The organism is Sphingobacterium sp. HSC-15S19 (assembly GCF_050433745.1).
GTDB classification, from domain to species: domain Bacteria; phylum Bacteroidota; class Bacteroidia; order Sphingobacteriales; family Sphingobacteriaceae; genus Sphingobacterium; species Sphingobacterium siyangense.
The window spans coordinates 14,499-40,536 of the sequence record NZ_JBNPWQ010000012.1; the positions used below are offsets into that span (position 1 = coordinate 14,499).

Here is a 26,038-nt window from a genome sequence, read left to right on the forward strand (position 1 = left end):
TAATTTGTTTTAGTCCGTATTGCTTTCCCTATCTAGAAATGGAAATTGCTTGTCAAATAATTCACCGACCAAGGGTAAAGGCTTTTTCACATCATTGGCCGCATTGATTATACCGATGACCATCACGATAAAAAACAATATGCCTGCATAAGCTAATATCCCTGCAAGCGACGCGAAAAAGAAGCCAACGATGTTGACGATCACGCCAAACAGAAAAGAAAAAAGGAGAAGCCCCAAGCCCTGCTTGAGGTGATAGCTACTGAAATCATTTCGCTGCGATTTTCCGCCGAAATAAGCGACTAGCCATAAGATACCGATATAACTAAGAATAGATTGTACTCTGGGACTCATGATGTTATATTTTTTTGTTTAAGCAAATATGTCAGAATCTGATTCAAAAACCTTTCCTAAGGTGCCGACAAAACATCTACTAACAAAAAAAACAGTATATACAAAACATCTACAAATTCGCCAAAACACTGAAAAACAGCATGTTTAAAAAAATAAGATTAGAGCCCGAATAAAAATCATTACAGATTTAAATATTAAATTTGGTACACTGCACGTTTGTTGTATATAAATAATATGTATTTGAAAAACTTCCCTCTACTGATCTTGATCCTGTCGATAGCTTGCTGCGCAAAAGCGCAGCTAACCCCAGCTGTGCAGCAGACTTTAGGGAAATTGGAAAACCTCCGGATCAACAATCGGGCAAAGGAAGCCTTGGCACTCCTCGAAAAAGCAATCGAAAACAAGAAAAATACGGCTGATGAAATGGTCTATTTCTACGCACAGCAAAGCCTGATCTACGGTACACTCGACAGCCTGTTACTGAGTAAGAGTAGTCTGGACAATAGCGAGAAATTCGCCCAGCAAGCCAGCACAAACGAAGCCAAAGCCATGGCTTACCGTGCCGAGGCCGCACTGAACCGGCAACTGGGTTTACCCGATGAGGTCGTAACAAGTGCCCTCAAAGGATTACGGTTACTGGAAAAAAGCGAAAAAGACCCACAAAATCAATATGCCCTGAATTACCTGCTATATGGTGTATACAGCCGCTGGAACGAAGATGAAAAAATGAACTTTTACATTCGCCAATGTGAACATTATGCGCGAAAAGCCAAAAATAACAATTCGCTTGTAAATGTCTATAATGGGCTCTCGAGCATGTTTCAGGCCCGCTATGAAAAGCAGCCGCAGAGATCCCTACTCGACAGTAGCTTCCACTACCTCCAAAAATCATTCGGCCGCTATCAGCAAGCTCGCAGCGACATCAGTCCGAATAGTTTTGTGATCACCTGCATCAATCTGGCCAATTTTTACTTTGAGTTTTCAAAGGCATCGCTGCACGAAAGAAAAAAACAGGCATTCCACTATTTGGCTCTGGCAGAAACTGAGCTAAAAAAGAATAACGCCGCAGCAGATTATTGGGTCAATGTCTATGGGATCAAGAGTGATTTTGCTTTACTAGAAAATAATCTGCCACTTGCAGAGCAGTATTTACTGCAGTCAATCAGTCAGATTAAACAGGACGGAAATACCTTTTACAAATCTGAATATACCGTATTTAAGCACCTTGCCGAGATTGCTACCAAAAAGAATGACCTGAAAACGGCACTCAACTATCAGCAGACAGCGGAGCAGCTGCTGAAAAAGACCTTTGATCAACAGCAGTTATTTAATGTACAGAAGTTGGCGGTGCAGTATGAGACCGAAAAGAAAAACCAACAATTACTTTTGCTCAGCCAGAAAGCCGAATTTCGTAAAAAACAAAATTATCTTTACGGTGGGCTTGCTCTGGCGATGCTGCTCGGTCTGGGTTTTATGTTCCGCTCCTATCACTTTAGGCTGCGCTATTCCATCGAACGTGAGCGGAAACTTCAGTTGGAAAAGCAAGATGGCGAAAAACGGGCTGCAATACAGCTCCAGCTGGAAAAGGAAGAACAGGCACGTCTACGCGCCGAGCAGGAACTACTGGAACTCAAGCGCAAGCAGCTTGAAAAAGAAGCGCTGGCAAGCTCCTTGATGATCGAACATAAAAATGATATGTTGCAGCAGATCAAAACGCAGTTGAATGATGGCGATGCTGCTCCTATAAAAAAACTCCTAAAAGAAGAAATGCTGATCAGTGCCGATTTTCAGGATGTTATCAATCAGATCCAACTGCTACATCCCGATTTTTTCAGTCAGCTTTCAGCCAGAGCCGTCAAGAAACTTACCCCACTTGATTTAAAATACTGCGCTTACATTCACCTTCAGATGAGCACCAACCAGATTGCGCAAGCGATGCATGTGGAGGCCCAGAGCGTCCGAATGTTTAAGTACCGCTTGAAACAGAAGTTCGGTCTGGATAAGGATACCGATCTGGAAGAATTTTTGAGAGAATAGCAGATTATTTTTTGAACCGGATTTTTTCGCTAGTCAATTCTATTCAAATAAACATTCGGCTAACAGTTTGAAAAAACCGTATTAAGAACAACTTAAAAATCCATTTAAACATCTAATTGCAAAATAATTAAGGACTAAGCTGGCTTCTCATAAACTTCCAACGAACAGCTACTAATCCTATTCTAGAATTGATTCGGATATGAGTTAAACCTTTAGTTCAATAAAGATTCTATTCATCTTCTTTTACTTTTAAACGCGATGCTTTTGAGAGCGTGTTTAAAGGTTATCTTGATTATATCATTCTCAAGCAATATGGTGAATTTGTAGATAATTTGTAGATAGGAGAACAGCATAAAGTTTATCTACCTTTACCCTCAGGCTGGAACGACAGCCGATCATTTTTTTGAGTAATATGAAGTAATTAACTATGAGAGAATTGAGATTTTTCCTGAAACTTATATTGGCCAGCTTTAGTTTTATTTTATTGATGGCATGCGGGAAGGATGATGATCCGATCGAGGATAGTCAACCTGAGCCGATCGAGGCCGATGTCTATGTGACAGGAATAAAAAAGGTGAATGGGGTAAACAGACCATTCTATCTTAATGGGGAAAAAGAGATTATGCTTGCATACAGCGGTAACGTATCTGCTACTGCTAACGATATTTTTGTTTCGGATGCGAATGTGTACGTGGTAGGGTTTATCAATTCCGATTTAACCTGGCAATATCACCCCAAGACTGCTGTGCTATGGAAAAATGGTATAATCCAAAATTTGGAAATGCCCGCCGCTTCGATAAGGTCGGAAGCTAGGGCAGTATTCGTTTCCGGAAATGATATCTATGTCGCTGGTAGACATCAAAAAGCCGGAGAAAATTGGATAGCTTGCGTTTGGAAAAATGGAAAGGTCATTAATGTGACGGACGGGACCAACACGGCCAGACTATATGATATATATGTCCATGGCAATGACATCTACCTGACCGGGTATGAAATAAATGACGAAATAGGAACTCAGGGTAAATACTGGAAAAATGGAACGCCAACTGTGTTGGAAAATAAGAATACTGAAAATATCGTCCCTAACCAGATCACCGTTCTCGGAAGTGACATATATGTTGTCGGTTCTGGTTTTGGAGGCATTGGACAGACTGTCCAGTACTGGAAAAACGGGAAACAGTCCATACTACCATCAAAACCAGCGCCAGTAAATTATGGTCAGGCAATAACAACAGAAGGAAGCAATCTCCTAATAGGCGGAACCCTGGATAACCAGCCAACAGTATGGAAGAATACGGTATCACTAAACTGGAACATCAACTCCGATCCTTCGATAGATGCTGAACTTTCAGACATGAAAGTACTAAAAGGAAATGTATTTGCAGCAGGATGGAGAAAAAATGGAACAAGTAGAACACTATGGATATGGAAAAACGGAAAGGAGTATTTCAGTACTGGACCAGATTCCCATTATACACCCACTAGTCTCTTTGTTGTTGAAAGATAATTGGACAAAGGTTTCCAAATGAGGGAATAAGAGGCTACATTATTTTTAATGCTAGTCAAAGATCGAAATGCGACCTGTTGTGTAATCGCAGATGAAATTAAATACTATGCAGGCAAGAAGTATCCATATTACAAAAAACGTTTTTTCTGAGATTGTGAATAATGGCAAATTTTCTAATTTCGGTTTGTATTGCAATAAGTTGTCTTGTCTTAGTTTAATAAGTGGATATTGGAGCGCCTGTGATTAACAGGGAAATATTAAAAAGTGAATCCAACAAAATTCGACAGGCAAAGTTAAACCGTATAAATATCACCTTAACCAAAAAAAAGGAAATTAACGAAAGTTATAAGGCAATGTGCGAATTGATATCGGACGATGCCCTTTTAGTTGGATTTTGCAGATGTGTTCATTGGGAATTTGGCGAATTAACGACCGAAGAGGCTATATACGCATTGCGACAAGAGATACTTGTTCTATTAACCGATAAAGTATTTGGCAATAGATCCGTTGAAATTATTTTTAGAGTTCTTTTATCTGAAATAAATCGGTGTTCCCAAGAAACTGACGCATCGTTACGATCAGTGGATAAAACTGATCTTCAGAAGCTTTTAGATTTAACAGATGCCGAAATTCAAGAAAGAATAGATCCCAAATTTATACGATTAATTGGTATTGAATTAGAAGAAATAAAGGATCGTATTAAAAACGTAGAATTAGTGCAAGAAAATCATGAAGCAGCCTTAAAAAATTTAAAACCACGCATCTTAGAAAGTACTGATCTTTCCTTGGTTCCATACTTAATCAATGTGGATAATGTCTTCGGATGGCAAAATGAAATTAAAGAAGTGTTTGACCTAATCGCCGATAAAAAGTTTATTTCCATTCACAATTTTGGTGGCGTGGGAAAAACAACATTTGCCAAAAAATTTCTTGCTCAATATCGGGATCACTACAATAATGTAATATGGTTAAATGTGGAGAATTCCGTGAGTGAATCAATTGTTCTGAATACTCCCCTGCAGAAAAACCTGCACATTAACTTGTCTAAAGAAACCACGGTCATTGAGCAATTTAATATGATCTTAAATGAACTCGATAAAACCGGAGAAAATAATCTTATTATCCTGGATATCCAAAAGAACCATGATCAGAAATTTTCTGAAATCAACAGAATCCTGAGCTTACGAAACTGGAAAAAAATCGTCCTTACACGTTCTAATTTAAAAAACCTAAATCCTTATTTACTTCCAAATCTAAATTATGAGAGTGCGTATAATCTTTTTAAATTACACTGTTCAAAAGAGTTTGATGAAACCTTATTTAGGGAATTTTTGGAATTTATTGAATATAATACTCTCACTATTGAACTCGTTTCCAAAACAATCGAGAATTCTTATGATCTAACACTAGAATTCATATATGATGCATTAAAGACACAAAATCTCAATAGCAATCTGCTTAAAATAGATATTGACCTTAATGATGAAGAAAATAGAGTCGTTGCAATCTTTGACTTTATCCTACAAAGCTTTTCCATTGAAAATTTAGAGAATAAAGAAAAGTACTTTTTACAATATCTGGCCCTGCTTCCGCCTTCTGATATCGTTATCGAAGATTTAATATTAATATGTGGTCGTGAATTCTATGACGGGAATAAACTTAGCTACCTAAATTCGATCAATGCGCTTGAGAAAAAAGGATTACTGCAATATGAAAACAATAAAAAAAGTATTCGGATCCACAAAATTTTACAGGAAACAATTTTATACCGACTAAGAAATGAAAATAGTCCATTTGTAGGGTTTATCTACTATATAACCTGGCTCTCCCATAGGTTAGCGGAAGGCTATAACAATCCCAAGGAATCTTTTAAATACTTAAAATATGCTGAATCAATTCTGAGGAACATTAAAGAAGAATTTCGCACAAATATTTATCAGCCACTCCTTCTATTGGAAAATGAATATTTACATCTTTCATCCTTTTTCTTTATTCGTGAAAATATTGATAAACTTTGGGAAGATTTGATAAATAGAACGGAAAAATACTTAGGAAAGGATGCTCGTTGTCTGGCTGCGATGTACAATAATCTCGCCTCTACTCTGAATGTTGAAAATTCTTTGGACACAATAATTAAGTATCAAAGAAAAGCTAATCAGCTATACCTGCAGAATATAGGGAATTTTAAAGATGGAGATCTCTTAATGTATATCACTTCCCTACATAACCTTGCTCAAGCATATCTATTAAAAGATGATCCGATAAATGTCGTAAAATGCCTTCATAAAGTAGCAACACTCCGAAAACAAAATTATTTCTACAACGATGCACAAATCGGAGTGGGCTATACCATATTATCACAGATACATCGTAAAACTAAAAACTTTGATGAATCTGATGCATTTATCAAAGAGGCAATAAAATACCATAATTCAATTCCGGCAGAAAAAAGAAACCATTTCTTGCTATCGAACTACTACAATAAACTAGCTGAGAATTCAATCTTTAAAAACAATCTGGAAGAAGCCCTATCCCATCAGCTCCAATGTGTTGAAATTATGGAAGAACAAGAAATAAGGAATACATACTCCGTAAAAATGTATGAATTTTTGATCAATTTATACAAAATCAGTACTGTTCCAGAAGTCTCTAAAGTTTATATCAATAAACTAGAATTATTAAAACAGCAGAACCAGAATTAATGGACATATCCAAAAGTGTTTTTTAAGACAAAAATAATATTGCCTATAATAATTTACAGATCGACAACTAGCTACTATAAGTAAAACTACACTTCATACCTTGAAGAGTAGCCAATATAAATGTCCTTTGCCTCAATGAATATTTCTATTTAGGCAAAGGACGTTTTACAATAAATATTGTTAAGTAGGACAAAGAACACATAGTCAGAATCTGTTTGTATAAGATTGCTCATTTAATTAACATTTTATCAAGGTATATTGTTATAGTTTACCACCAGATTCTAAAATTATTTTATCAATTAGACTGTATAAGAAGATAAAATAGGCTCCTGCATATCCGCATATTCAGCATTCAATTTTTCTTTCAAAAATCTAATCTGATCGCTATAGAGACTGTTCTTCCTCTGTCCAAAATACATGGTATTTTGGACATCATTGTACCCTCGCCACAAAACCTTGACCTCGCTTTTGGCAAAGGCCTCCCTGCAGATAAAATCAGGCAGTACAGCTAGACCCTGCCCTACGGACAGACAACGGATGATCGAAAATTTATTAGGAACAATATAATTAGGTACAAATTCCGGCATGATCCCAAAATTTTCCTGCCAGAACTGATTCAGAAGTTTCATGTCGGATGCTGTGTTATACCATATCTGCTGCTGGAACCAGTTTTTCAACGATTCACTGTCATTCGGATCGATCGTTTCCCAGCCTGAAAGATCGGTATTTTTTCCGCAGACAACCATCAGGGTTTCGGTGGTAAAGGCTTCAAACTCTAAAATATTATCCTCCTTTGGTTTTGTGGTCAGGATAAGATCTGCCCCGCCATTTTCAAGCAGTTCAGTCAGCTTCTCGTTCTCCCCGAACTGCATGATCAGGTTAAAGTCAATATAAGGAATATGCTGTTCAAGCGCCTGCTGAAAAGTTTCAACACACATCCCGACACTTACCGTAGGTCGGTCAGATCCGGCTTTACGTCTGAACCGCCCTTGGATTTCTTCAAGAACATTTAAAGAATGCTGCATCTGCTGATATAATAAATGCCCTCTTTCCGTGGGGACCATCTTTCGGGCTTTTCTTTCAAATAAAGGATAACCCGTATAAGTTTCCAGAGAATTGAGATGTATCCCAACTCCGGGCTGTGATACAAACAACTGCTTTGCTGCACCGCTCAGCGTTCCCGATTCATAAATAGCCTTAAAAGTCCTGAACCATTCCAAATTAGCATTCATGTATAAATATTTTTATAGTTATGTAAAAATACTATTATTTTTATTTAATAAAAACTGTCCATAATTTTGCATATAGATTTTTAACATATTGTAATGCAAAAGATACTGGTAATAAACGCAGGAATGAAATTTGCCCATTCCGGTGGTAAGCTAAATGAAACGATCACTTCTTGGGACAGATCGTTCTTTACTGCCAAAAATGGCTTTGAGCTTAGAATCACCGAAACCGGAGAAGGAGACTATGACATCGAAGAAGAAATAGAAAAGTTTCTTTGGGCAGACACTATTATCTATCATTTTCCCATCTGGTGGATGTATATCCCATTTACTTTAAAAGAATATATTGATAAGGTTTTTACTGCGGGACATCGAAAAGGAATGTATTATAGTGATGGAAGAAAAGCCGACAATCCCACCCGTAATTATGGAACCGGCGGGCTGCTTGGTGACAAACGGTATATGGTGACGACCACATGGAATGCCCCGGAGGATGCATTTACCATTCCCGAGGAATTCTTTCAAGGCAGAAGCGTCGATGATGGTGTTCTGTTTCCTTTTCACAGGATGAACGCATTCTGTGGACTTCAGCAGCTACCCAGCATACACTTCCACGATGTGGAAAAGAATGGCTCAGCGGAATTGGTCGAAACATTTAAACAGGAATACCTGCTGCATTTGAAGTCTCTTTTCAAAAATGATGGCGTGATTTTATAAATAGAAAATATGACCAAAGAAAAAATATGATCAATATAAAAAATTTACTGCTGGTGGCTTTTTGTTTTTCCAATACAGCAATCTTTGCGCAGCACCAGTATATACTGTCTCTGTCAAAGGGAGAAAAGAAACTTGTGGTCATGGACTATACCACCCTGGAGGTTATCAAAAAAATTCCTGTGGGCGATGATCCGCACGAAATTGTAACCAATAGCGATGGTACCAGAGCATATATCTCAGTTCCACTTATGAATGCGGGCGGACATGAAATCAACGTGATCAATCTTCAAACACTTGAACCTGAGCGAACGATCAATACAAGCCCCTTTAGCATACCGCATGGACTGGCTTTCAGGAATGATTCACTTTGGTATACTGCCCAGGGATCCAAAAATGTAGTCGTCTATGACCTCAAACAGAACAGAGCTGTTAAAGCTTTGGGAACGGGACAGGATTTTACCCACCTGATATACCTGACAAAAAACGGAAAGACCTTTTACACCACAAATGTTGAAAGCGGCACACTTAGTATCTATGAGAATAAGGAAATTCCGCCATATATGCCGCCAACAGGTATACTTCCTGCTAATGCAAAGCCTAGAAATGACTGGCGGCAGACCTTGGTGGATGTTGGTCTTGGAGCTGAGGGCTTCGATGTTTCCCCGGATGAAAAAGAACTATGGACAGCAAGACCGGATGGAACCATTGTGATAGTTGACCTCGAAAAAAAACAGGTTAAACATAAAATCAATACACAGGTTAAGGGACTCCACCGTCTAAAGATCACCCAGGATGGTAAAACAGTGTGTATCGTAAGTGTAAAAACTGGTGACCTGCTCTTCTACAACAGAAAGACTTTAAAATTAGAAAAAAGAATGCAGGTTGGACAGGGCGCCGGAATCTATATGGACAGTAACAATAGGATCTTTATTTCCTGTACCCCAAACAATTATGTTGCGGTGATTGACCTGTTGACACAAAAGGAAATCAAGCGTTTACCTATGGAGCGACCTGATGGTATAACTTCTGTTATTACCCCTTAATAAATTTAAAATCAAGCTTTAAAGGAGGCTATTAACAATTAAAATTATAAAATATGCAAAATTCAATAAACTGGCCTGAGGGATATTTACCGGGTCTAACAGATAATTATTGTTCAAATGAAGTAATTGTAAAAGGTTTGACCACAGAAGAAGTCTGGCGTTATTTAAACAATCCTTTTGCCTGGCCGAAATACTATGCGAATTCATCCGATATTGAATTTGAAAATAATGGCGGACCCGAGTTCACCGCAGATTCGCGTTTCCGCTTTAAAACATTCGGCTTTCCGATAGAAGCTGAAATAACTGAATTTGTCCCACCTGCAGATGGCAGACCGGCCAGAATTTCATGGCATGGATGGGCCGAAGGCGATGAGGAAACAAGACTGGACGTTATCCATGCATGGCTGATCGAAGATCTTGACGGCGACAGAGTTCGCATCCTGACCCAGGAATCACAGATCGGAAAACCTGCCAGAGAACTGGCTGCGCAAAAACCCAATCCAATGATCAATGGACATCAGGACTGGCTGGAAGGTTTAATAAAGGCTGCGCAGACTAAACTTGAAATATAACTTTAACTCAAAACAGGATCACAATGATAACTAGACTAATGCTCCCTATCATGTTCATGATAGGACTGAGTGTAAATGCCCAGCACTTAGAGAAGGTCACAGACTACAAAGGACAGCAGGTAACAGGAATCAGCGTAAATGAAGACGGACGGATTTTTGTCAATTTTCCTCGCTGGCGGGAATCGGTGAAATACTCGGTAATGGAAATTAGCGAAAACAAAGTGTCTGTACCTTATCCAGATACCAAATGGAACAGCTGGAAGCCGGGCAGTGCAATCAGTGATTCCCTTTTCGTTGCCGTACAGTCCGTAGTTGCAAAAAACAATAAGCTCTATGTCCTTGATACCAGGAATCCGTTATGGAAAGGTGTTGTGGACAATCCCCGTATTTTCGTTTTTGATCTCAAGACAAACAGCCTAATCGATGTGCTTAAGCTATCCGATGGCTCCTTCAAAGCTAACTCTTACACAAATGACCTACGAATCGACGATAAGAATGGATTTATTTATATGACTGATTCCAATGAACCTGGGCTAATTATATTTGATAAAAAAAATAGAAAAAGCAGGCGTGTTCTGGATCAGCATTATTCAACATCTGCTGAAACTGATCATTTGATGATAGATGGAAAAAAATGGGGCAGCAAGCCTGTCCATTCCGATGGGATTGTCTTTGATGAAACACGGGACAAACTATTCTATCATGCGCTAACTGGGAAAACACTTTATAGTGTCAGCGCGAAGACATTACGTGAAGGCTCTGAGCAGGAGATTGAAAGTTCAGTCAAAAAAGAGGCCTTAACTCCCTCTCCTGACGGTATGATACTGGATAAAAGGGGTAATTTATACATGGCTGATCTGGAAAAACATGCCATTGTGTTTATCAGTCCTAAGGGAGAGCTAAAGACTTTGGTCAAGAATGAGTCCGTAGGATGGGCTGATACCTTCAGTATTTATGGATCCTACTTATATTTTACGAATTCAAATATTCATAGGGTAGGATCAGGTGCTGAGGATCTCTCCTATCCTGTTTTTAAGATAAAATTGCCAGAATAATAAATCAGCAAGACAAAACATCTAAAAATAGCTATTATTAGGACTTGAAGGTAAAAAAGACTGTATTAGTGTACAGTCTTTTTTTATTAAATAACATTTTTTACTTTTTTTATTTTTAGCATCAGCGGCTATGGGTTTTGGTTACGCAGCCTGGAATATCGGAATTCTAAAAGGGAATCCTACTCTTTTGGCTGGTGCATCCTATTTCACTCCGGTATTGTCTTCTGTATTATATTCCTTTATGCTAGCGACAACTTTAGGATTATCATTTTGGCAAGGCTCCATAATGGTGTGTCTTGGATCAGTTCTTTGCTGGTTTGCTACAAAGGAAAATAATCCCACAAAAGGTAATTAATCTGAGAATATATTTTATCATACATCGTCTAAGTATTTTAATTATTGATCGAGTTATTCTTATGAGAAAGATAGTCAGATTGATATGTATCACCTTAACAAATCGATCATATAAAAGGGGAATATTAATTTCCTCTTTAAAATTTTTTGCCTCTATTTAAAGAAAAGTACTAGCCATTTTAAGTATTAACTCTAAAGCGTTTGATCTATTAATTAATGTATCGTTACTTTTATTCTGTTCTAACGATTTCAATGATTCAATTTCTTTACGAAGATCTAGAAGAAATGTTTCAATATTGTTCGATGATTTATCTTTTTTATTGCTTAATACTAATTCCAAATTTTTCATCTCTCTACCAATCGATTCCTGTTCAGTTATGGCATACTCTTCTGTCTGTTTTACAGAATAATGTCCAAGCATTTCTTTAACTACATGAATTGATACCCCATTATTCAAAGTAATTGTGCTAGCAAAAGTACGGCGAGCCTTATGGGTGTTTAAAGTTTCAGAAACACCACACAGCTCAGCAATCTCTTTTAGATATTCATTCATTTTCTGATTAGAACGGCCTGGTAGAACCGCTCCTCTTTTAATACATTCAGAATCATTACTGTATTTAGCAATTATCTCAAGAGCTTTTGGCAATAATGGGATATCAGTCCCAGATTTTGATTTTTGTCTACTGGACATAATCCACATACTGCCATCATCACCTTCTTTGATGTCATTCCATTTTAATTGAAAAGCATCAATATATGATAAACCTGTATAGCATTGAAAAACGAAAATATCTCTAACTACACTCAATCTATTAGATAAGAATACTTTATCTTCAATGCGCTGTAACTCAGCTTTAGTCAAAGGTTTCTTTTTCACCTTAGTTTTCCTACTTGTAAATAGCTTAAATGGATCTTTAGGGATAATTTCTTTTGCAACTGCCCGGAGTACTATCTTTTTGAAATTACTGATATATTTCAATGAAGTATTGTTCGAACACTTTCTGATAGTTTTTAAGTATAATTCATAATTTTTTACAAATTCATAGTTCAATGCAGAGAAAGAAAGATCTTCCCGCCCGTATTTATATTGGATAAATTCTGCTACATGAGAACGGGCAGTAACATATCTTTCACGTGTTCCATCAGAATACTCTCCAGTTTTAACTAAAGCAGCTATCTCATCATTATGTTCCAGAAATTCTTCTAATACGGAGTTATGACGTTTGTACTTACCATTCACAAAATCGATAAGATCAACAGCCGTAATAAGCTTATCATTATTCAGCAGTTCTGTCCGATAGCTGTTAATCTTGGTTCTAAATGAATCTAAAAAGAAATTGAGTTCTTTAGCATCCTCCTTGGTACCTATAGCTTTTTCTTCCTTTTGGTTCCATCTTGTAACATCCCACTGGCGTTTTGTGGAACATTCTTTTGTAATTCCATCCACCGTAATTCGAACATAGACAAGGCGGATAGCTCGGCTTTTTTCTCTTGGGCTCTTTAGAAAGAAGGTTAGCCCATAACTTTGTTCTAACATAATTAAACTTTTTAAGGGTTATAAATGTCGAACCAAAGATTTTTCCAGTTGTCAATGTGGCATTTTGTGGCACATTTTTGCAGAAACTCAATGTGCCACGAATGTGCCACAAAAATTATGAGTGTTTTTGAAAATTTCAGCAATTCCCATAAACAAAAAAATCCTGCAAATAATTGATTTTGCAGGATTTATCTATTTTTTAGTGCTTTTTAAAAATTTTGAAATTGCACCTGGCGGAGAGTGAGGGATTCGAACCCCCGAACCTGTGACAGTTAACGGTTTTCAAGACCGCCGCATTCGACCACTCTGCCAACTCTCCGCGACAAAAGTACGAATTTTCACTCTCCTACCAAATTTTATTTTATATATTATGCTTATTGAGCTTTTATAAACTGAATATCAGCACTAAATTTTACATCGTCGCTCACCATTACCCCTCCTGTTTCCAATGCAGCATTCCAATTAAGGCCAAATTCTGAACGTTTGATTTTGCCCTCTACAATAAAACCAGCTTTGGTATTTCCCCAAGGGTCTTTTTGGATACCTGCAAATTCTAAATCAAAAACGACCGGTCTAGTGACATCACGAATAGTCAAATTTCCCTTAATTTGTTCATTTTCTAAACTCGTTGCCTCAAAAGTAATGGTGGGATATTTTTCCACATCAAAAAAGTCTGGACTTTTTAGATGTCCATCCCGTTGTTCATTACGCGTATTGATGGACGCAGTGTCAATAACAACTTTCGCTAGGGCATTTTTAAAATCTTCGCCATCGGCATCAACATCTATTTTAAAACCGTCAAAGTTTCCTTTAACGTTCGTAATCATCATGTGTTTAACTTTGAATTCTATCTCGCTATGTGCAGCGTCTAGTTCCCATTTTCCTTGTGCCATAATTTTATGTTTTTTCTATTTGTTTAACAACACAAAGGTAACAGCAGTTTTATTCATTTTGTTTGACCTAGATCAATAAAATAATCTTGTTGAAAAGCAATCAGTTATTGAAAAACCACAAAAAAAAGTTAGCGATATTTTGGAAATATAACACAAATGTCTACTTTTGCATTACCGAAAGCGACGCGCCAATAGCTCAGCTGGATAGAGCATCGGTTTTCTAAACCGACGGTCTCAGGTTCGAATCCTGATTGGCGTACTTAAAAGCTCCTTTGTTTAAAGCAAAGGGGCTTTTCTTTTTATACACTATATGGTTTCAAAAGTTAAGATTTATTAAAATTTCGTCGATATGGCAGTCGAGCTTGAAGATGAAAATAAGCTAGGGCTTTTACCCTTTCTCATTTTTAAATTGACCATACAAAAGAAAAGCAACGAAGGCGAGTATGACAATTAAAATAACATTCATATGGTTATATTTTAGGTTAATAATAATTTAAATATATAAAAATAGATAAGGCCGAGCAAATGCTTCGACCTTATCAAAAGTAATTTCTAATTATCTGGCGCTGATTGACCCCAGGACCATCTAAATGAACTGAAACTATGATGGTGACTTACATGGTATTTATGGATTAAACCTATTTCTTAACAAACTCGCGCATGCGCTCATCTTTAATTACACCCGACCAGTTCAAACCATAACCAAAATCGTAAGCATGTCCGGCTTGATCAACATATACCTCCATATCAAAGGGCACATCCTCTGCTTGCTTCTCTACTGTAGCCATATTCGCTGGCATTTGAACCGGTAATAGACCAGATGGTTCATACTTTCCAAACATAACATCCAATACAGCCTGTGTCGATACGCCAAAATTCAAGACAATACCAGATACATCCTTTTCAAACTCGGCAAATACCATCGGCTTGTTGGCAGTTACAGCAACCAGAACTGGTTTATCTTTCATCATATCCTTCGTATCCAATATCGTCTGAAGATCCATCACATTAACAGCAGTCACCATTTTATTCTTATAAGATCTATTCTTAATCGATGGATCGATTACTGGATCACCTGCAGCAATACTCTCCGCTCTTGCGTTTGAGGCTGTATAAGTGCCATATTGCAAGGAAATGGGAACATAGCCATTTCCACCATTCCTGCGATCCCTTGCGCTATACCCACCTTCTGCACTGATCGGGCTCCGTACAAACACGATTGCAAGGTCAGCTTCATTGGGATTATCGGTTACATCGGCATATTTTCGCAAGAGATCAATGTTGAGGGGGTATTCCAATCGTGCCTGTGTATAGTTTCCCCACCAATCTTTCATTGCTGCACTATACATCTTCGGAACATAAACTTTCTTCCGTCCAAGAATAGGCAATTGCTGATCACTATTCTTTAGTAAAATAATGGACTTTACCTGTGCGTCGTAGCCCTCCTTCATATGGAGCGGATTACCGACAGTGGCGCGACTTTCCTCGACATCCAAATATGGATTTTCAAAGAGTCCTACCCGGAAAATATTTAACAGAAGCCTTCTAGCGGAAGCCTCAAATCGTTGTCTCATAAATTTCTGTCCGTGCTCTTTCACGCCCAGTTCATAGGCTATCAAAACAGGAGCCTTATCGTTATTGCCTCCAAATTGATCTACACCTGCCATCAATGCTTTATAATGACGCTCTGCCACCGACAGCTGTTCTACCCCCCAGGGTTTACCTGCAAATCCATCTGGTTTAGGCGCTTCATCTCCCGTAATCAACCAGTCCGAACAGATCACACCATCATAACCGTAGGTGCCGCGCAACAAGTCGGTAAGCAAATATTTGCTATAACCATTTCCCACATTTTCACCATTCTTCTCGTCTTGACCAAAAGAAATCGTATAATAGGGCATAACTGCGGCAGCTTTGCTCGTCTTTCCTGTCAACTGAAAAGCTCCATTGACAAATGGAATAATATGTTGCTTCAGATTATCACCTGGATATACCGCAAACTTTCCAATAGCCCAATGGCCGTCCCGACCACCTTCCTCAGGCCCTCCACTGGGCCAATGTTTCACCATAGCATTAACACTCTTATACCCCCAGCCTAAGGCAATTTCGTCTTTTCCACTCGACGTCTGAAAGCCATCGATATAAGCTCTAGCCATGGCTGTGGTCAACTCGGGGCTCTCTCCGAAAGTCATACCAATGCGGTACCAACGCGGCTCGGTACCCAAATCTATCTGTGGCGATAATGCCGTCGTGATGCCCAATGATCGATATTCTGAAGCCGCCACTTGCCCAAAACGTTTGACGATAGCTGGATCGAATGTCGCCGCCATCGCAAGTCCATCCGGCCACATCGAAATTTGCCCCCCTGCCCCCGCATTGAACTCTGCACTGACAACAGCATTATGACGTGGATCGGAACTATTATTCGCCGGAATACCCCATCCCAACCCTTCCACAAAACCCTGCAACTCATTATTCCAGCGGGCAGCGGTTTCCGGATCTTCTACTGCTGTTAATAGGACATGCCTAAGCCCATCCTTCTCCAGAAATTCGCGCTGCTGATCGGTCAGGGCCCAAGGTGAAACAATACCTTCCTGATAGTTTTTGCCTTGATAGGTGCCTGCCATAAATCCAAAGGCGGGTGCTGGTAAAGCTTGGTGTCTGCTGTATAACATAAGTCCAGCAATCTGATCAACAGATAATTTTGAGGCGAGATCTTTGGCGCGCTCTTCTGGTGTCAAACGCCAGTCTTCATAACGATCTAATTTCCCATTTCGATTGAGATCCTTAAATTTATTTCCAGCGATGCTTAGGATCTTCACTCCTGAAGTTGTCGAATAACCCAAGACAGGACCGTATTTATTCTCAATCTTTTGATAAACCTGGCCTTGTGCCGAAAACGTTAAAAATAGACTGAAAGATGAAGCGAATAGTAGTTTCCTTGCGTTCATATAATCTGTTATTTTAATAAATGAGTTCGTAGTAAAAACGTTCGCCTTATTGGCAATAAAAACATTTGGCTTGATACGTTATAATCAGTTACTTATATTGCTTCATTATGAAGCAATACAATTTTACAACCTTTTTATTCAAATACAAAATAAAATCAATAAAATAACACAAACAGCTAGATATCAATATATTGATTTAACAAGAGAGCCCCTAATGTAATTTTTGACACAAGGATTTGTTCGACTTTATCAACCAACTTTCCTCCCATTGGGATATTTTTTTGTAATATTAACCCAAAGACAGAAAGTACATGGATTTCAGAACACAGATTATTAACGCATCGGCAGAGAGTTATGAAAAATTTCTACCTCACATTTCTGTAGACACCGTCGTCTTTGGCTTCGACCAAGGTTCTTTGAGAATCCTTTTGCTAAAAATGAACTACAATAAAGAGTGGTTTCTTCCTGGAGGCTATGTAGGGAAAGAGGAAGATACTGACGAAGCGGTCAAACGCGTACTTTATGAACGCTCGGGTGTAAAGGATATCTTCTTGGAAGAATTTGCTGTATTTGGAAACCCACAGCGCAGCCAGCAATCCTTTGCGGATTACCCAGACACATTGTGGAACAAACAGCGTTTTATTTCAATTGGTTACTACGCGCTGGTAAATTACAAACATGTGGTTCCTCAACCTGATTCCTTAAGTGAGACCTGCCAGTGGATCGACTTTAAGGACATCACTGAACTCAATATCACCATGGACCACCGCAAAATCATCAGCAAGGCTCTTCGGACTCTTCGCGAACGGCTTTCTTACAAACCAATAGGATACAATTTACTACCAGACAAGTTTACACTGTCCGACTTGCAAGGGCTCTATGAAACAGTACTTGGTAAAAAACTTAATCGAGGCAATTTTTATCGTAAAATGAAAAATATGGGCATCCTTCAAAAACTTGACGAGCAACGGAAAGGCGGGGCCCATAAAGCTCCCGACCTCTATAAGTTCAACGTGGAAACCTATAATAATATCTTACAGGAAGGCTTAAATACCTGGTAGTACAATCAAAATACTTTGATACCAAATTTATATTTATATAATAGACTACAACCTAGTCACCGCTGACATAGGCCAACACATTCTACCATCGGCTAAACTAACCCGCAAGAAACTGACATGCGCAGTACGGAAGTCCAACCTTTACAATTGATCTATACAATATATTTATTGACAATATTTTCCAAATCTTCCAAATCAAAAGGTTTAGATAAAAAATCATCCGCTCCGGCACGATCTGCTAGGGATTGAATATCGTTGTTTGCCGAAACGTAAATTACAGGAATATGGCTAAAACGCTTATCTGATTTGAGCAATCTAGTCGCTTCAACACCACCTATGTTTGGAATCCAATTATCCATTAAGATAAGGTCAGGCTCTGCAGATTCCACCTTTTGGATAATATCATGTGAAGTTTCCGAAACTTCAACGTGAAAGCCCAAATCTGTCAAAACAACTGTTATAACCTCCAAAATAATGGTATCGTCCTCAAATATCAATACCGTTTTTGCTTTACTCATATAAAATAGTTTATGTATACCCTCATTGTTTTACATCAGACACAAAAAGATTCACGCCTGCCTGCAAACTCCTATAAGGTATAAATTTTTTTCCAAATTTTTTGATCCCCTACAGGTGTAAAGTTATGCTGAATACCTGAAAATCGTATGGTTTCTTTACTACCTAATGCCAAATATCCTAAATTTTCTAGACTCGCGTCGAATAATTTAAAGACACGCTCCTGCAAGTCCTTATTAAAATAGATCAAGACATTGCGACAAAGGATTAATTGAAAGCTATTAAATGAGGTATCAGATACCAGATTATGGGTAGATAAAATCATTTTTTGCTTTAGGTCGGCATTGAATTTCGCCCATTCATAATTTGCTGTATAATATTTCGAAAAATCCTGTTTTCCTCCAGATTCTATATAATTTTCAGAGAAAGATTTTATCTGGCTCAATGGATATACACCATTCCGGGCAATATCAAGTACCCGTGGATTAATATCCGTCGCATATATCAATGATTTGTGGTACAAATTGGCCTCTTTTAGCAAAATGGACATCGAGTAAGCTTCCTCTCCTGTGGAGCAACCAGCAATCCAAACACGGATTAACGGGTATGTGCCCAATTGTGGTAGAATTTCCTCCCGTAGCTGACGAAAGAATACGGGATCCCGAAACATTTCGGTTAGGTTAACGGTAATCTCTTCTACAAAGTGCTGCAAAAATGCAGGATTGTCCTTTAATACAAAGCGAAGTTCAGCAAAGCTTGCCAAACGGTCATTCGTCATAAGCCGATTAATCCGCCTCTTCATCGAGGCACGGCTATACTGCAAAAAATCATACCCGTAGTCTCGATAGATATCTTCAAGTAAAATATCTATTTCATGGTCTTTTATGATACTATAGCCCAACATTTAGATTAACCGTTCAATTTCACCCATCAATTTATCGACATCAATCGGCTTCGAGACATACGACTGGGCTCCAGCTTCCAAGCATTTCTCCCGGTCTCCACTCATCGCTTGAGCCGTCACGGCAATAACCGGAATTTTGCCTGTAAAACTCGAATTGCGAATTAGCTGAATCGCCTCATAGCCATCAATTTCAGGCATCATCATATCCATCAATATCAACGCCACGCCTTTATTCCCCTCCAAGATCTCCATAGCCTCGCTCGCACTTGTGCTGCTCAAAACCTGATATCCCTTAGCTTTCAACGTCAAACGCAATGCAAAAATATTGCGTTGATCGTCGTCCACAATTAATATTACCTTATGCTGATCCATATATCAGTTGTCCTCAATTTTCATATAACCACACACGCAACAAAGACAAGAGTTGGTCGATATCCACCGGCTTCGAGATATAATCCGAAGCTCCTGCCTGAATACACTTTTCACGATCCCCGATCATCGACTTCGCCGTAACAGCGATAATTGGCAATCTAGCATAGTCCGCATGTTGCCTGATATTCTTAATCGTCTCATAACCATCCATCTCAGGCATCATCATATCCATCAATACGATATCAATGGGTTCTCCGGACATCAATACTTCTAACGCTTCTTTACCATCCATCGCGGGAATTACCTTCACTTGAAATTTCTCCAATGCTTTGGTCATCGAGAAGATATTCCTAACGTCATCATCCGCGACAAGAACCTTCTTGCCCTTCAATACGTCAGTCAGAGCTCCAAGCCCATTGTTCTTCCTCCTAGCGTCGTCTGAATTATTAACCTCAATCAAATGAAGAAACAGGCCTACCTCATCCAGAATCCGTTGATAGGAATGAGCCGTCTTTACAACAACTGAGTCTGCATATTTTTTAATCTTCAACTCTTCAGCCTTGGACAGATTCTTGCCTGTAAAGATAATGATCGGCAAGTTCTCCAGTCCTTCATGTTGTTTGATTGCTTCCAACGTATGGTAGCCCATTTCATCAGGTACTCCCATGTCCAAAATCACACAGTCCACATCCGCTGTACGTAAAGCTGTAATGCTATCCTCTACATTATCTTTTACTTCAAGTGATATATTAAAACTACTTAAGAAATAAGATAATGCACTTGCATGCTTCGGGTTTTCTTCAACAATAAGCACCTTCTTCGGCGAACGGCTTAACGCCGATTCAATTCTTTGGAATACCGAAGTCATTTGTTCTAACGCAACAGGCTTATTAATGAAATCGATCGCTCCTTTTAATAAACTTTCTTTCTTCACCTCAAGCGAAGACATAATATGAACCGGAATATGCCGCGTAGCCTTATTGCCCTTCAATTGATCCATGACAGCCCATCCATCCATAATTGGCAATTGAATATCGAGCAAAACAGCAACGGGATGATATTTTTCGGCGGCTGGGAGTGCATGGTCACCACGAACTACAACTACACCTTTATAGTTTTGCGTATGGGTATACTTCAAGAGTGCCTTGGCAAAATTAATGTCATCCTCCACAATCAAAATCACCTTATCCCCTTCTACAACTGTATCCCGATCATCTGGAATCTCCTCTGGGATCCTAATCGTGACCGGATTATAGGTATCTTCTTTAACAATCTCAATGACCTCTTCGACTTCCGAAGATATCTCCTCAACCAATTGCTGCTCCTTGGTCAATATCTCTTTGACTTCAACATTAGACTTCGGTATAATGAACAAAAACGTACTGCCTTTGCCTACTTCGCTTTCCAACCGGATTTCTCCACCGAGTAAGCGCGCGATCTCGCGGCTAATGGAAAGCCCCAATCCAGTACCGCCAAACTTCCGCCTTGTTGAACCATCAGCTTGTTGAAAGGCTTCAAAAATAATCTTTTGCTTTTCAAGTGGTATACCAATGCCCGAATCGACTACAGCGAACACCAATCGATCGCTATCGCTTGGATCTTCATAGATTTCCAGACGTATTTCGCCCTCTTTGGTAAATTTAATCGCATTTGAAATCAAATTACGGAGTACCTGATCGATGCGAAGCCGATCTCCCTGAAATCTCCGGTTGACCTTATCGCTGATATTCGTCTTTAGCAGCAAACCTTTTTCCTGTACAATCGGCAAAAACAAACTATTCAAATCCGACAAAATATCATGCAGATCCAACGACGCATAATCCAAAGTCATCTTGCCCGATTCAATTTTTGAAAGATCCAGAATTTCATCGATCAACGTTAACAAACTCGTTCCTGAACTTTGAATGACTTTAGCCGATTCAATCTGATCTGAATTTAAGTTTTTCTCTACATTCTCCGATAGCAAACGTGATAGAAGTAATATCGAATTGAGCGGTGTACGGAGTTCATGGGACATATTAGCCAAAAACTCGGATTTATATTTAGTACTCAACGCCAACTCTTCGGCTTTATGTTGAATTTCCTGATTCCGTTCGGCAATCATTAAATTTTTATCTTCAAGCAATCGCGAGCGTTCCTCTAATTCCTGATTGGATTGCATCAGTTCCTCGTGTTGCACTTTGAGCTCTTCCTCTGATGACTGCAAACGCAATGTCTGCGCCTCCAATTCCGTATTCAGGCTTTCAAGCTCGGCATGCTGCGTCAACAACTCTTCAGACTGTACCTGAGTCTCTTCCAACAGGGCTTGAATCTTTGCCCTTCCCTTTGCTGAGACAAGGGCGACACCAATCTGTCGAGCACATTCTGTCAAAAATGTATGCTCTAATACTGTAAAAGGCTCCATTTGGCCAATTTCCAATACACCCAGCACCTGACCATCAACCAGCATTGGTAAAAAAAGGATATGCTGCACACCGATCTTTCCATTGGCAAAACTGACTACATAATCCTTAGCATTTAGATTATGTAGTGCCTTGGGCTCGCGATCCAAAAATACTTGCCCGATATAACCTTCTCCTGGCAGAAAATACTTTTGAGTCTGCATATCCAAGCCATATGTACCTGATAGTTGCAGCTTCTCATCATTAAAAATATAGATTGCACCACTAACTGATTCCGTATAGCCGACAAGACTCTTAATGGAGTCCGCAGCAATAATATCTTCACTCTTATTTCCCACCAATCCCGTATAGAGTTTAGCATAACCTGCATGAAGCCAATCGTTATCCGTTAGCTGATCAAATGATTTCTTTAATGATTTGGACATTCTATTGACCGATTTGGCAATTGCGCCCAAATCGTCATCTTCAATCTCCTCAGCCTTGACATCATAATCCCCCAATGCTATACGATTAGTAATCTTTTGGACCAAATTTAGTCGTCTAGAAATACCTTCATCCTTCTCACGTAATGATTTTTCAAGGGCTGAACGTTTCAAGAAGTCAGCACGTAATCTAAAATAAAAATAGGATGTAATAAAAAGAGAAAGCAGCGCACTGATGATAATAAACAAGGTTGTAATAAACGAAGAATTGTCCAGATTAGCCGACTTCTTGTCAATACTATCGTCCTCATAATGAATAATAGCCTTAATAATCGCGCGACACTTATCCATAGCCATCTTACTTTCATCCAAATGTGCTAAACTGACAACGCCTCCCTTTCTTTTAATATCAATAGACTCCTTTAAAATAGCTAAACGCCATTGCGCTGCAGTCAATAGGCTGTCAACCCGAACTTTTTGTACGGGATCCATCTTGGTCAGCGCTTCTACTTCCTGCAATTCTCCAGGAAGGCTTTTAAGTGCCATATTAAAGGGTTCCAGGTAATTTTCCTTGCCTGTCAGAAGAAAACCTCTATTACCCGTCTCTGCTCCTTGCAATGAGCTAAGCAGGCTATTCGACATACTGATAATTTTGCGTGTAACAGCAAGTTCCTGACGGTGTCTATTCTGTTCTTGAATACCTAGATAGGATGCTGTAGAACTGATTAGCAGAATAATTAAAGAAAAGCCTATGCCAATCGTTAAATTATTGATTGTCTTATTATTTGGCATCTACAGGTAAATTTAGTGGTAAAGTAAAATAGAAGGTGGCCCCTTGCTCACCCGAACTTTCTACAGCGATCGTACCCTGGTGACTACGGATAATTTCGGCACAGATATATAAACCTATGCCCAGTCCCTGAAAATCAAACGACGTTTCCTCCACGCGGTAAAATTTCTCAAAAACATCGGCTTGCTTCTCCACAGGTATCCCTATGCCAAAATCAATCACACTGATTTTCACAGCATCCTCAACGAGGGTGCAATCAACGATGACCTTCTCTGTTCCCGCAGCATATTTATATGCATTTGTTAGAAAATTAACCAAAACCTGCTCAAGACGAATCTCATCGCCATAAATCAGCAAATCGCCAATATCTCCCTGGCGATAAAGTACCATATTGCTCTGATCGTGTGTTTGAATAATCGAATCAATGGCGCTCTTGATCATATGCTCGAGTGAAAACACCTTCTTATTGATCAAGAGCTTGCCGTTATCGATCTTTGATAGATCGAGGAGATCACTAATTAAACTATTGAGTTTATCAACCTGCCCCTGAACGCGGTTCACATACTTTGCTTCAGCACTCTCTTCCTCAAGCTTAAGCTTGCGGTCCAGCAATTGCATATAGGCCTTAATGCTCGTCAAAGGGGTTTTCAACTCGTGACTGGCGATACTCAAAAATTCATCTTTCTCTTTTTCCGCCCGCTTCTGGGCGTCAATATCGGTAAAGGTCCCTACCCAGTTGCTTTCACTATTTTCTAAGATTGGCCATACCCGCAACAATTGGTACGAATATTCACCACAAATGCTCTTTTTCAAGCGAACCTCCATCTCCAGTGGTTTGCCCGACTGAAGACTCGCATGGAGCTCGGCCGCAATAGACCGATCTCCCGGATAGGTTTGCGGAAAAATAGTGGCATTGTCCGAAAACTGAAACCAACGACCATTGACAAAATCAATATTCCCCCTGTTATCACAGGTGAATGCAATTTGAGGCAAGGACTCTAAAAGAGTATGCAGGTAATCCACTTTGGACCGGAGCTCTTTCTGTGCCTGCTTGCGCCGTTCTACCTCAAGTTCCAACGTTTGTTGAACGTCTTTCAGCGCCTGCGTTTGCTCATATAAACGATAAAATGTCTTGACCTTCAACAGGAGAATATCTGGATCAACCGGTTTGGTCACATAATCCAATCCACCCGAATCATATCCCTTTGTGATAAAGCGCTTGTCGGTATTCACTGCCGACAAAAATATAATCGGTGTCTCCTTCGTTTTGCTAAATCCGGCAATATTTTCAGCAACTTCAAAGCCATCCATATCCGGCATCTGCACATCTAATATAATGAGTGCGTAATTATATTTTAAGATCTTTTTTAATGCTTCTTCGCCAGATTGAGCGGTATCAACTTTAAAATTTTTGGATTCCAGCAATTTTTGTAAAGAGTAAATATTATCCGGATTATCATCGACAATTAATATCATAGTGTATTAAAACTTAGCATCAAGGTTAACAAATCTAAAAAAATTAACTGAATACCCCCAATATAAATAAGCAATCGCAGCGCTAAATTGAAAACGCGACAAATAAGTAAAACTTTAGCGTACAGAAGCCTGTTTTAATGAGATATGATACGTTTTACATCAAAAGGTATTTATTGCGTTCCGGGCAAGTTTTATCTCGATCCATGGCAACCTGTAGATCTGGCCGTTATCTCCCATGGACATGCAGACCATGCCCATGTGGGAATGAAGAAATACCTCTGCCATCATTTTACGGTCAATATCCTACGAAGCCGCATAGGTCCAGACATTCAGGTTCAGGGTCTAGCCTACAACGAAGCGATATGTATCAATGGCGTCCGGGTATCACTACACCCCGCGGGGCATATTATTGGTTCCGCCCAGATACGCCTGGAGTATAAAGGTAAAGTTGTCGTTTTTACGGGCGATTACAAGATTCAGGACGATGGCTTGTCTACACCCTTTGAACCCATAAAGTGCCATGAACTTATTACAGAAAGTACATTTGGCCTCCCAATTTACCGTTGGGAATCTGTAGAAGCACAAAATGAACGACTACAAGCTTGGATTAAAACCAACCAAAGCAACAAAAAAACGTCCGTTTTTATCGGGTATTCACTTGGAAAATCACAACGTATCCTCAACGCTGTTCATGAAATAGGTCCTGTTTATGTCCATTACAGCATTGCCAAATTAAATGAAGCCTACAGTATGGCGGGAATAAAATTGCCGGACTATCACATTGCCGACTTAAAATCGGACCTCAAACAACTAGACAATCAGATTGTTCTGCTTCCACCAGCCTTGCTGGAAAGCCAACTGCTTCAAAAAATACCACATGTAGCTTATGCGATCTGCTCGGGTTGGATGCAGATCCGGGGGGCGCGACGGTGGCGTAGTGCCGACGCTGGCTTTGCGATCAGTGATCACGCCGACTGGACAGGTCTGCTACAGGCTGTCCGTGGCAGTGCCGCCGAAAAAGTATATGTCACTCATGGACAGACGGCGACATTCGCCAAATACCTCAATGAAATCGGCGTTGAAGCCGAAGAAGTGACAACACACTATGGTGATGAAGAGGATCCGCAAACCCAGACAACTTAGATAG

General features: G+C 39.4%; 20 protein-coding genes and 2 tRNA genes. 11 read left to right on the plus strand and 11 right to left on the minus strand.

The features are described 5' to 3' along the window. Nucleotides 1-9: 9 nt before the first annotated feature. Nucleotides 10-351 carry a hypothetical protein gene (locus L1283_RS11490; RefSeq protein WP_145329176.1) on the minus strand — a complete coding sequence of 114 codons (342 nt, stop codon included), beginning with the start codon at nucleotides 349-351 and terminating at the stop codon, nucleotides 10-12. A 240-nt stretch (nucleotides 352-591) separates the two neighbouring features. Between L1283_RS11490 and L1283_RS11495 the strand changes: the two genes are divergently transcribed. The 3 genes from L1283_RS11495 (at nucleotide 592) to L1283_RS11505 (ending at nucleotide 6,597) form a co-directional block, all read left to right on the plus strand. After that, entirely contained in the window at nucleotides 592-2,388 is a 1,797-nt protein-coding gene (locus L1283_RS11495; RefSeq protein ID WP_145329178.1) for a helix-turn-helix transcriptional regulator, read from the plus strand. Nucleotides 2,389-2,815: 427 nt separating this feature from the next. After that, nucleotides 2,816-3,895, plus strand: a complete 1,080-nt coding sequence (locus L1283_RS11500) for a hypothetical protein (RefSeq protein WP_145329180.1) — start codon at nucleotides 2,816-2,818, stop codon at nucleotides 3,893-3,895. Nucleotides 3,896-4,248: 353 nt separating this feature from the next. Further along, a complete protein-coding gene (locus tag L1283_RS11505; RefSeq protein WP_312460038.1) occupies nucleotides 4,249-6,597 on the plus strand; it encodes an NB-ARC domain-containing protein in 2,349 nt (782 codons plus the stop codon). 299 nt (nucleotides 6,598-6,896) lie between these two features. Here the strand turns inward: L1283_RS11505 and L1283_RS11510 are convergent, their stop codons facing one another. After that, nucleotides 6,897-7,829 carry a LysR family transcriptional regulator gene (locus L1283_RS11510; protein WP_145329184.1) on the minus strand — a complete coding sequence of 311 codons (933 nt, stop codon included), beginning with the start codon at nucleotides 7,827-7,829 and terminating at the stop codon, nucleotides 6,897-6,899. 93 nt (nucleotides 7,830-7,922) lie between these two features. Between L1283_RS11510 and L1283_RS11515 the strand changes: the two genes are divergently transcribed. The 5 genes from L1283_RS11515 to L1283_RS11535 all read left to right on the plus strand — a co-directional run bounded on the left by L1283_RS11515 (nucleotide 7,923) and on the right by L1283_RS11535 (nucleotide 11,568). After that, nucleotides 7,923-8,543, plus strand: a complete 621-nt coding sequence (locus L1283_RS11515; RefSeq protein WP_145329186.1) for an NAD(P)H-dependent oxidoreductase — start codon at nucleotides 7,923-7,925, stop codon at nucleotides 8,541-8,543. A gap of 26 nt (nucleotides 8,544-8,569) precedes the next feature. Beyond that, nucleotides 8,570-9,586, plus strand: a complete 1,017-nt coding sequence (locus tag L1283_RS11520; RefSeq protein WP_145329188.1) for a YncE family protein — start codon at nucleotides 8,570-8,572, stop codon at nucleotides 9,584-9,586. A 53-nt stretch (nucleotides 9,587-9,639) separates the two neighbouring features. After that, nucleotides 9,640-10,158 (plus strand): SRPBCC domain-containing protein, encoded by a 519-nt coding sequence (locus L1283_RS11525; protein WP_145329190.1) that lies wholly within the window; start codon nucleotides 9,640-9,642, stop codon nucleotides 10,156-10,158. Between the two features lie 23 nt (nucleotides 10,159-10,181). Then, nucleotides 10,182-11,213: an L-dopachrome tautomerase-related protein gene (locus L1283_RS11530; RefSeq protein ID WP_429626110.1), complete on the plus strand. Its 1,032-nt coding sequence runs from the start codon at nucleotides 10,182-10,184 to the stop codon at nucleotides 11,211-11,213. A 130-nt stretch (nucleotides 11,214-11,343) separates the two neighbouring features. Next, nucleotides 11,344-11,568, plus strand: a complete 225-nt coding sequence (locus L1283_RS11535) for a hypothetical protein (RefSeq protein ID WP_429626111.1) — start codon at nucleotides 11,344-11,346, stop codon at nucleotides 11,566-11,568. Between the two features lie 156 nt (nucleotides 11,569-11,724). Here L1283_RS11535 and L1283_RS11540 read toward each other — a convergent pair whose 3' ends face one another. The 3 genes from L1283_RS11540 to L1283_RS11550 form a co-directional block, all read right to left on the minus strand. Next, nucleotides 11,725-13,104, minus strand: a complete 1,380-nt coding sequence (locus L1283_RS11540) for a site-specific integrase (RefSeq protein WP_145329194.1) — start codon at nucleotides 13,102-13,104, stop codon at nucleotides 11,725-11,727. A gap of 231 nt (nucleotides 13,105-13,335) precedes the next feature. Next, nucleotides 13,336-13,423, minus strand: a tRNA-Ser gene (locus L1283_RS11545). Nucleotides 13,424-13,478: 55 nt separating this feature from the next. Next, entirely contained in the window at nucleotides 13,479-13,997 is a 519-nt protein-coding gene (locus tag L1283_RS11550) for a YceI family protein (RefSeq protein ID WP_075992444.1), read from the minus strand. A gap of 185 nt (nucleotides 13,998-14,182) precedes the next feature. Here L1283_RS11550 and L1283_RS11555 point away from each other — a divergent pair. Further along, a tRNA-Arg gene (locus L1283_RS11555) sits at nucleotides 14,183-14,256 on the plus strand. A gap of 379 nt (nucleotides 14,257-14,635) precedes the next feature. Here the strand turns inward: L1283_RS11555 and L1283_RS11560 are convergent. Next, on the minus strand, nucleotides 14,636-16,948 hold the full coding sequence (locus L1283_RS11560; protein ID WP_429626112.1) for a glycoside hydrolase family 3 N-terminal domain-containing protein: 2,313 nt from the start codon (nucleotides 16,946-16,948) through the stop codon (nucleotides 14,636-14,638). Nucleotides 16,949-17,259: 311 nt separating this feature from the next. Between L1283_RS11560 and L1283_RS11565 the strand changes: the two genes are divergently transcribed. Beyond that, a complete protein-coding gene (locus tag L1283_RS11565; RefSeq protein WP_145330236.1) occupies nucleotides 17,260-18,009 on the plus strand; it encodes an NUDIX hydrolase in 750 nt (249 codons plus the stop codon). A gap of 152 nt (nucleotides 18,010-18,161) precedes the next feature. Here the strand turns inward: L1283_RS11565 and L1283_RS11570 are convergent, their stop codons facing one another. The 5 genes from L1283_RS11570 to L1283_RS11590 form a co-directional block, all read right to left on the minus strand. Next, entirely contained in the window at nucleotides 18,162-18,527 is a 366-nt protein-coding gene (locus L1283_RS11570; RefSeq protein ID WP_075992441.1) for a response regulator, read from the minus strand. A gap of 71 nt (nucleotides 18,528-18,598) precedes the next feature. After that, nucleotides 18,599-19,429, minus strand: a complete 831-nt coding sequence (locus L1283_RS11575) for a CheR family methyltransferase (RefSeq protein ID WP_145330234.1) — start codon at nucleotides 19,427-19,429, stop codon at nucleotides 18,599-18,601. Beyond that, a complete protein-coding gene (locus L1283_RS11580) occupies nucleotides 19,430-19,801 on the minus strand; it encodes a response regulator (RefSeq protein ID WP_145330232.1) in 372 nt (123 codons plus the stop codon). A gap of 13 nt (nucleotides 19,802-19,814) precedes the next feature. Beyond that, nucleotides 19,815-23,417: a response regulator gene (locus L1283_RS11585; protein ID WP_429626113.1), complete on the minus strand. Its 3,603-nt coding sequence runs from the start codon at nucleotides 23,415-23,417 to the stop codon at nucleotides 19,815-19,817. After that, a complete protein-coding gene (locus L1283_RS11590; RefSeq protein WP_201668524.1) occupies nucleotides 23,407-24,891 on the minus strand; it encodes a hybrid sensor histidine kinase/response regulator in 1,485 nt (494 codons plus the stop codon). The genes L1283_RS11585 and L1283_RS11590 overlap by 11 nt, the downstream gene beginning before the upstream one ends. Nucleotides 24,892-25,035: 144 nt before the next feature. Between L1283_RS11590 and L1283_RS11595 the strand changes: the two genes are divergently transcribed. Continuing rightward, nucleotides 25,036-26,034, plus strand: coding sequence for a ligase-associated DNA damage response exonuclease (locus L1283_RS11595; RefSeq protein ID WP_145330226.1), 999 nt, complete (start codon nucleotides 25,036-25,038; stop codon nucleotides 26,032-26,034). The last annotated feature ends 4 nt before the right edge of the window (nucleotides 26,035-26,038 follow it).

Coding starts and splice junctions, on each gene's coding strand:
- L1283_RS11490 (WP_145329176.1), bottom strand. CDS start 351: ATGAGTCCCAGAGTACAATCTATTCTTAGTTATATCGGTATCTTATGG.
- L1283_RS11500 (WP_145329180.1), top strand. CDS start 2,816: ATGAGAGAATTGAGATTTTTCCTGAAACTTATATTGGCCAGCTTTAGT.
- L1283_RS11505 (WP_312460038.1), top strand. CDS start 4,249: ATGTGCGAATTGATATCGGACGATGCCCTTTTAGTTGGATTTTGCAGA.
- L1283_RS11510 (WP_145329184.1), bottom strand. CDS start 7,829: ATGAATGCTAATTTGGAATGGTTCAGGACTTTTAAGGCTATTTATGAA.
- L1283_RS11515 (WP_145329186.1), top strand. CDS start 7,923: ATGCAAAAGATACTGGTAATAAACGCAGGAATGAAATTTGCCCATTCC.
- L1283_RS11520 (WP_145329188.1), top strand. CDS start 8,570: ATGATCAATATAAAAAATTTACTGCTGGTGGCTTTTTGTTTTTCCAAT.
- L1283_RS11525 (WP_145329190.1), top strand. CDS start 9,640: ATGCAAAATTCAATAAACTGGCCTGAGGGATATTTACCGGGTCTAACA.
- L1283_RS11530 (WP_429626110.1), top strand. CDS start 10,182: ATGATAACTAGACTAATGCTCCCTATCATGTTCATGATAGGACTGAGT.
- L1283_RS11535 (WP_429626111.1), top strand. CDS start 11,344: ATGGGTTTTGGTTACGCAGCCTGGAATATCGGAATTCTAAAAGGGAAT.
- L1283_RS11540 (WP_145329194.1), bottom strand. CDS start 13,104: ATGTTAGAACAAAGTTATGGGCTAACCTTCTTTCTAAAGAGCCCAAGA.
- L1283_RS11550 (WP_075992444.1), bottom strand. CDS start 13,997: ATGGCACAAGGAAAATGGGAACTAGACGCTGCACATAGCGAGATAGAA.
- L1283_RS11560 (WP_429626112.1), bottom strand. CDS start 16,948: ATGAACGCAAGGAAACTACTATTCGCTTCATCTTTCAGTCTATTTTTA.
- L1283_RS11565 (WP_145330236.1), top strand. CDS start 17,260: ATGGATTTCAGAACACAGATTATTAACGCATCGGCAGAGAGTTATGAA.
- L1283_RS11570 (WP_075992441.1), bottom strand. CDS start 18,527: ATGAGTAAAGCAAAAACGGTATTGATATTTGAGGACGATACCATTATT.
- L1283_RS11575 (WP_145330234.1), bottom strand. CDS start 19,429: ATGTTGGGCTATAGTATCATAAAAGACCATGAAATAGATATTTTACTT.
- L1283_RS11580 (WP_145330232.1), bottom strand. CDS start 19,801: ATGGATCAGCATAAGGTAATATTAATTGTGGACGACGATCAACGCAAT.
- L1283_RS11585 (WP_429626113.1), bottom strand. CDS start 23,417: ATGCCAAATAATAAGACAATCAATAATTTAACGATTGGCATAGGCTTT.
- L1283_RS11590 (WP_201668524.1), bottom strand. CDS start 24,891: ATGATATTAATTGTCGATGATAATCCGGATAATATTTACTCTTTACAA.
- L1283_RS11595 (WP_145330226.1), top strand. CDS start 25,036: ATGATACGTTTTACATCAAAAGGTATTTATTGCGTTCCGGGCAAGTTT.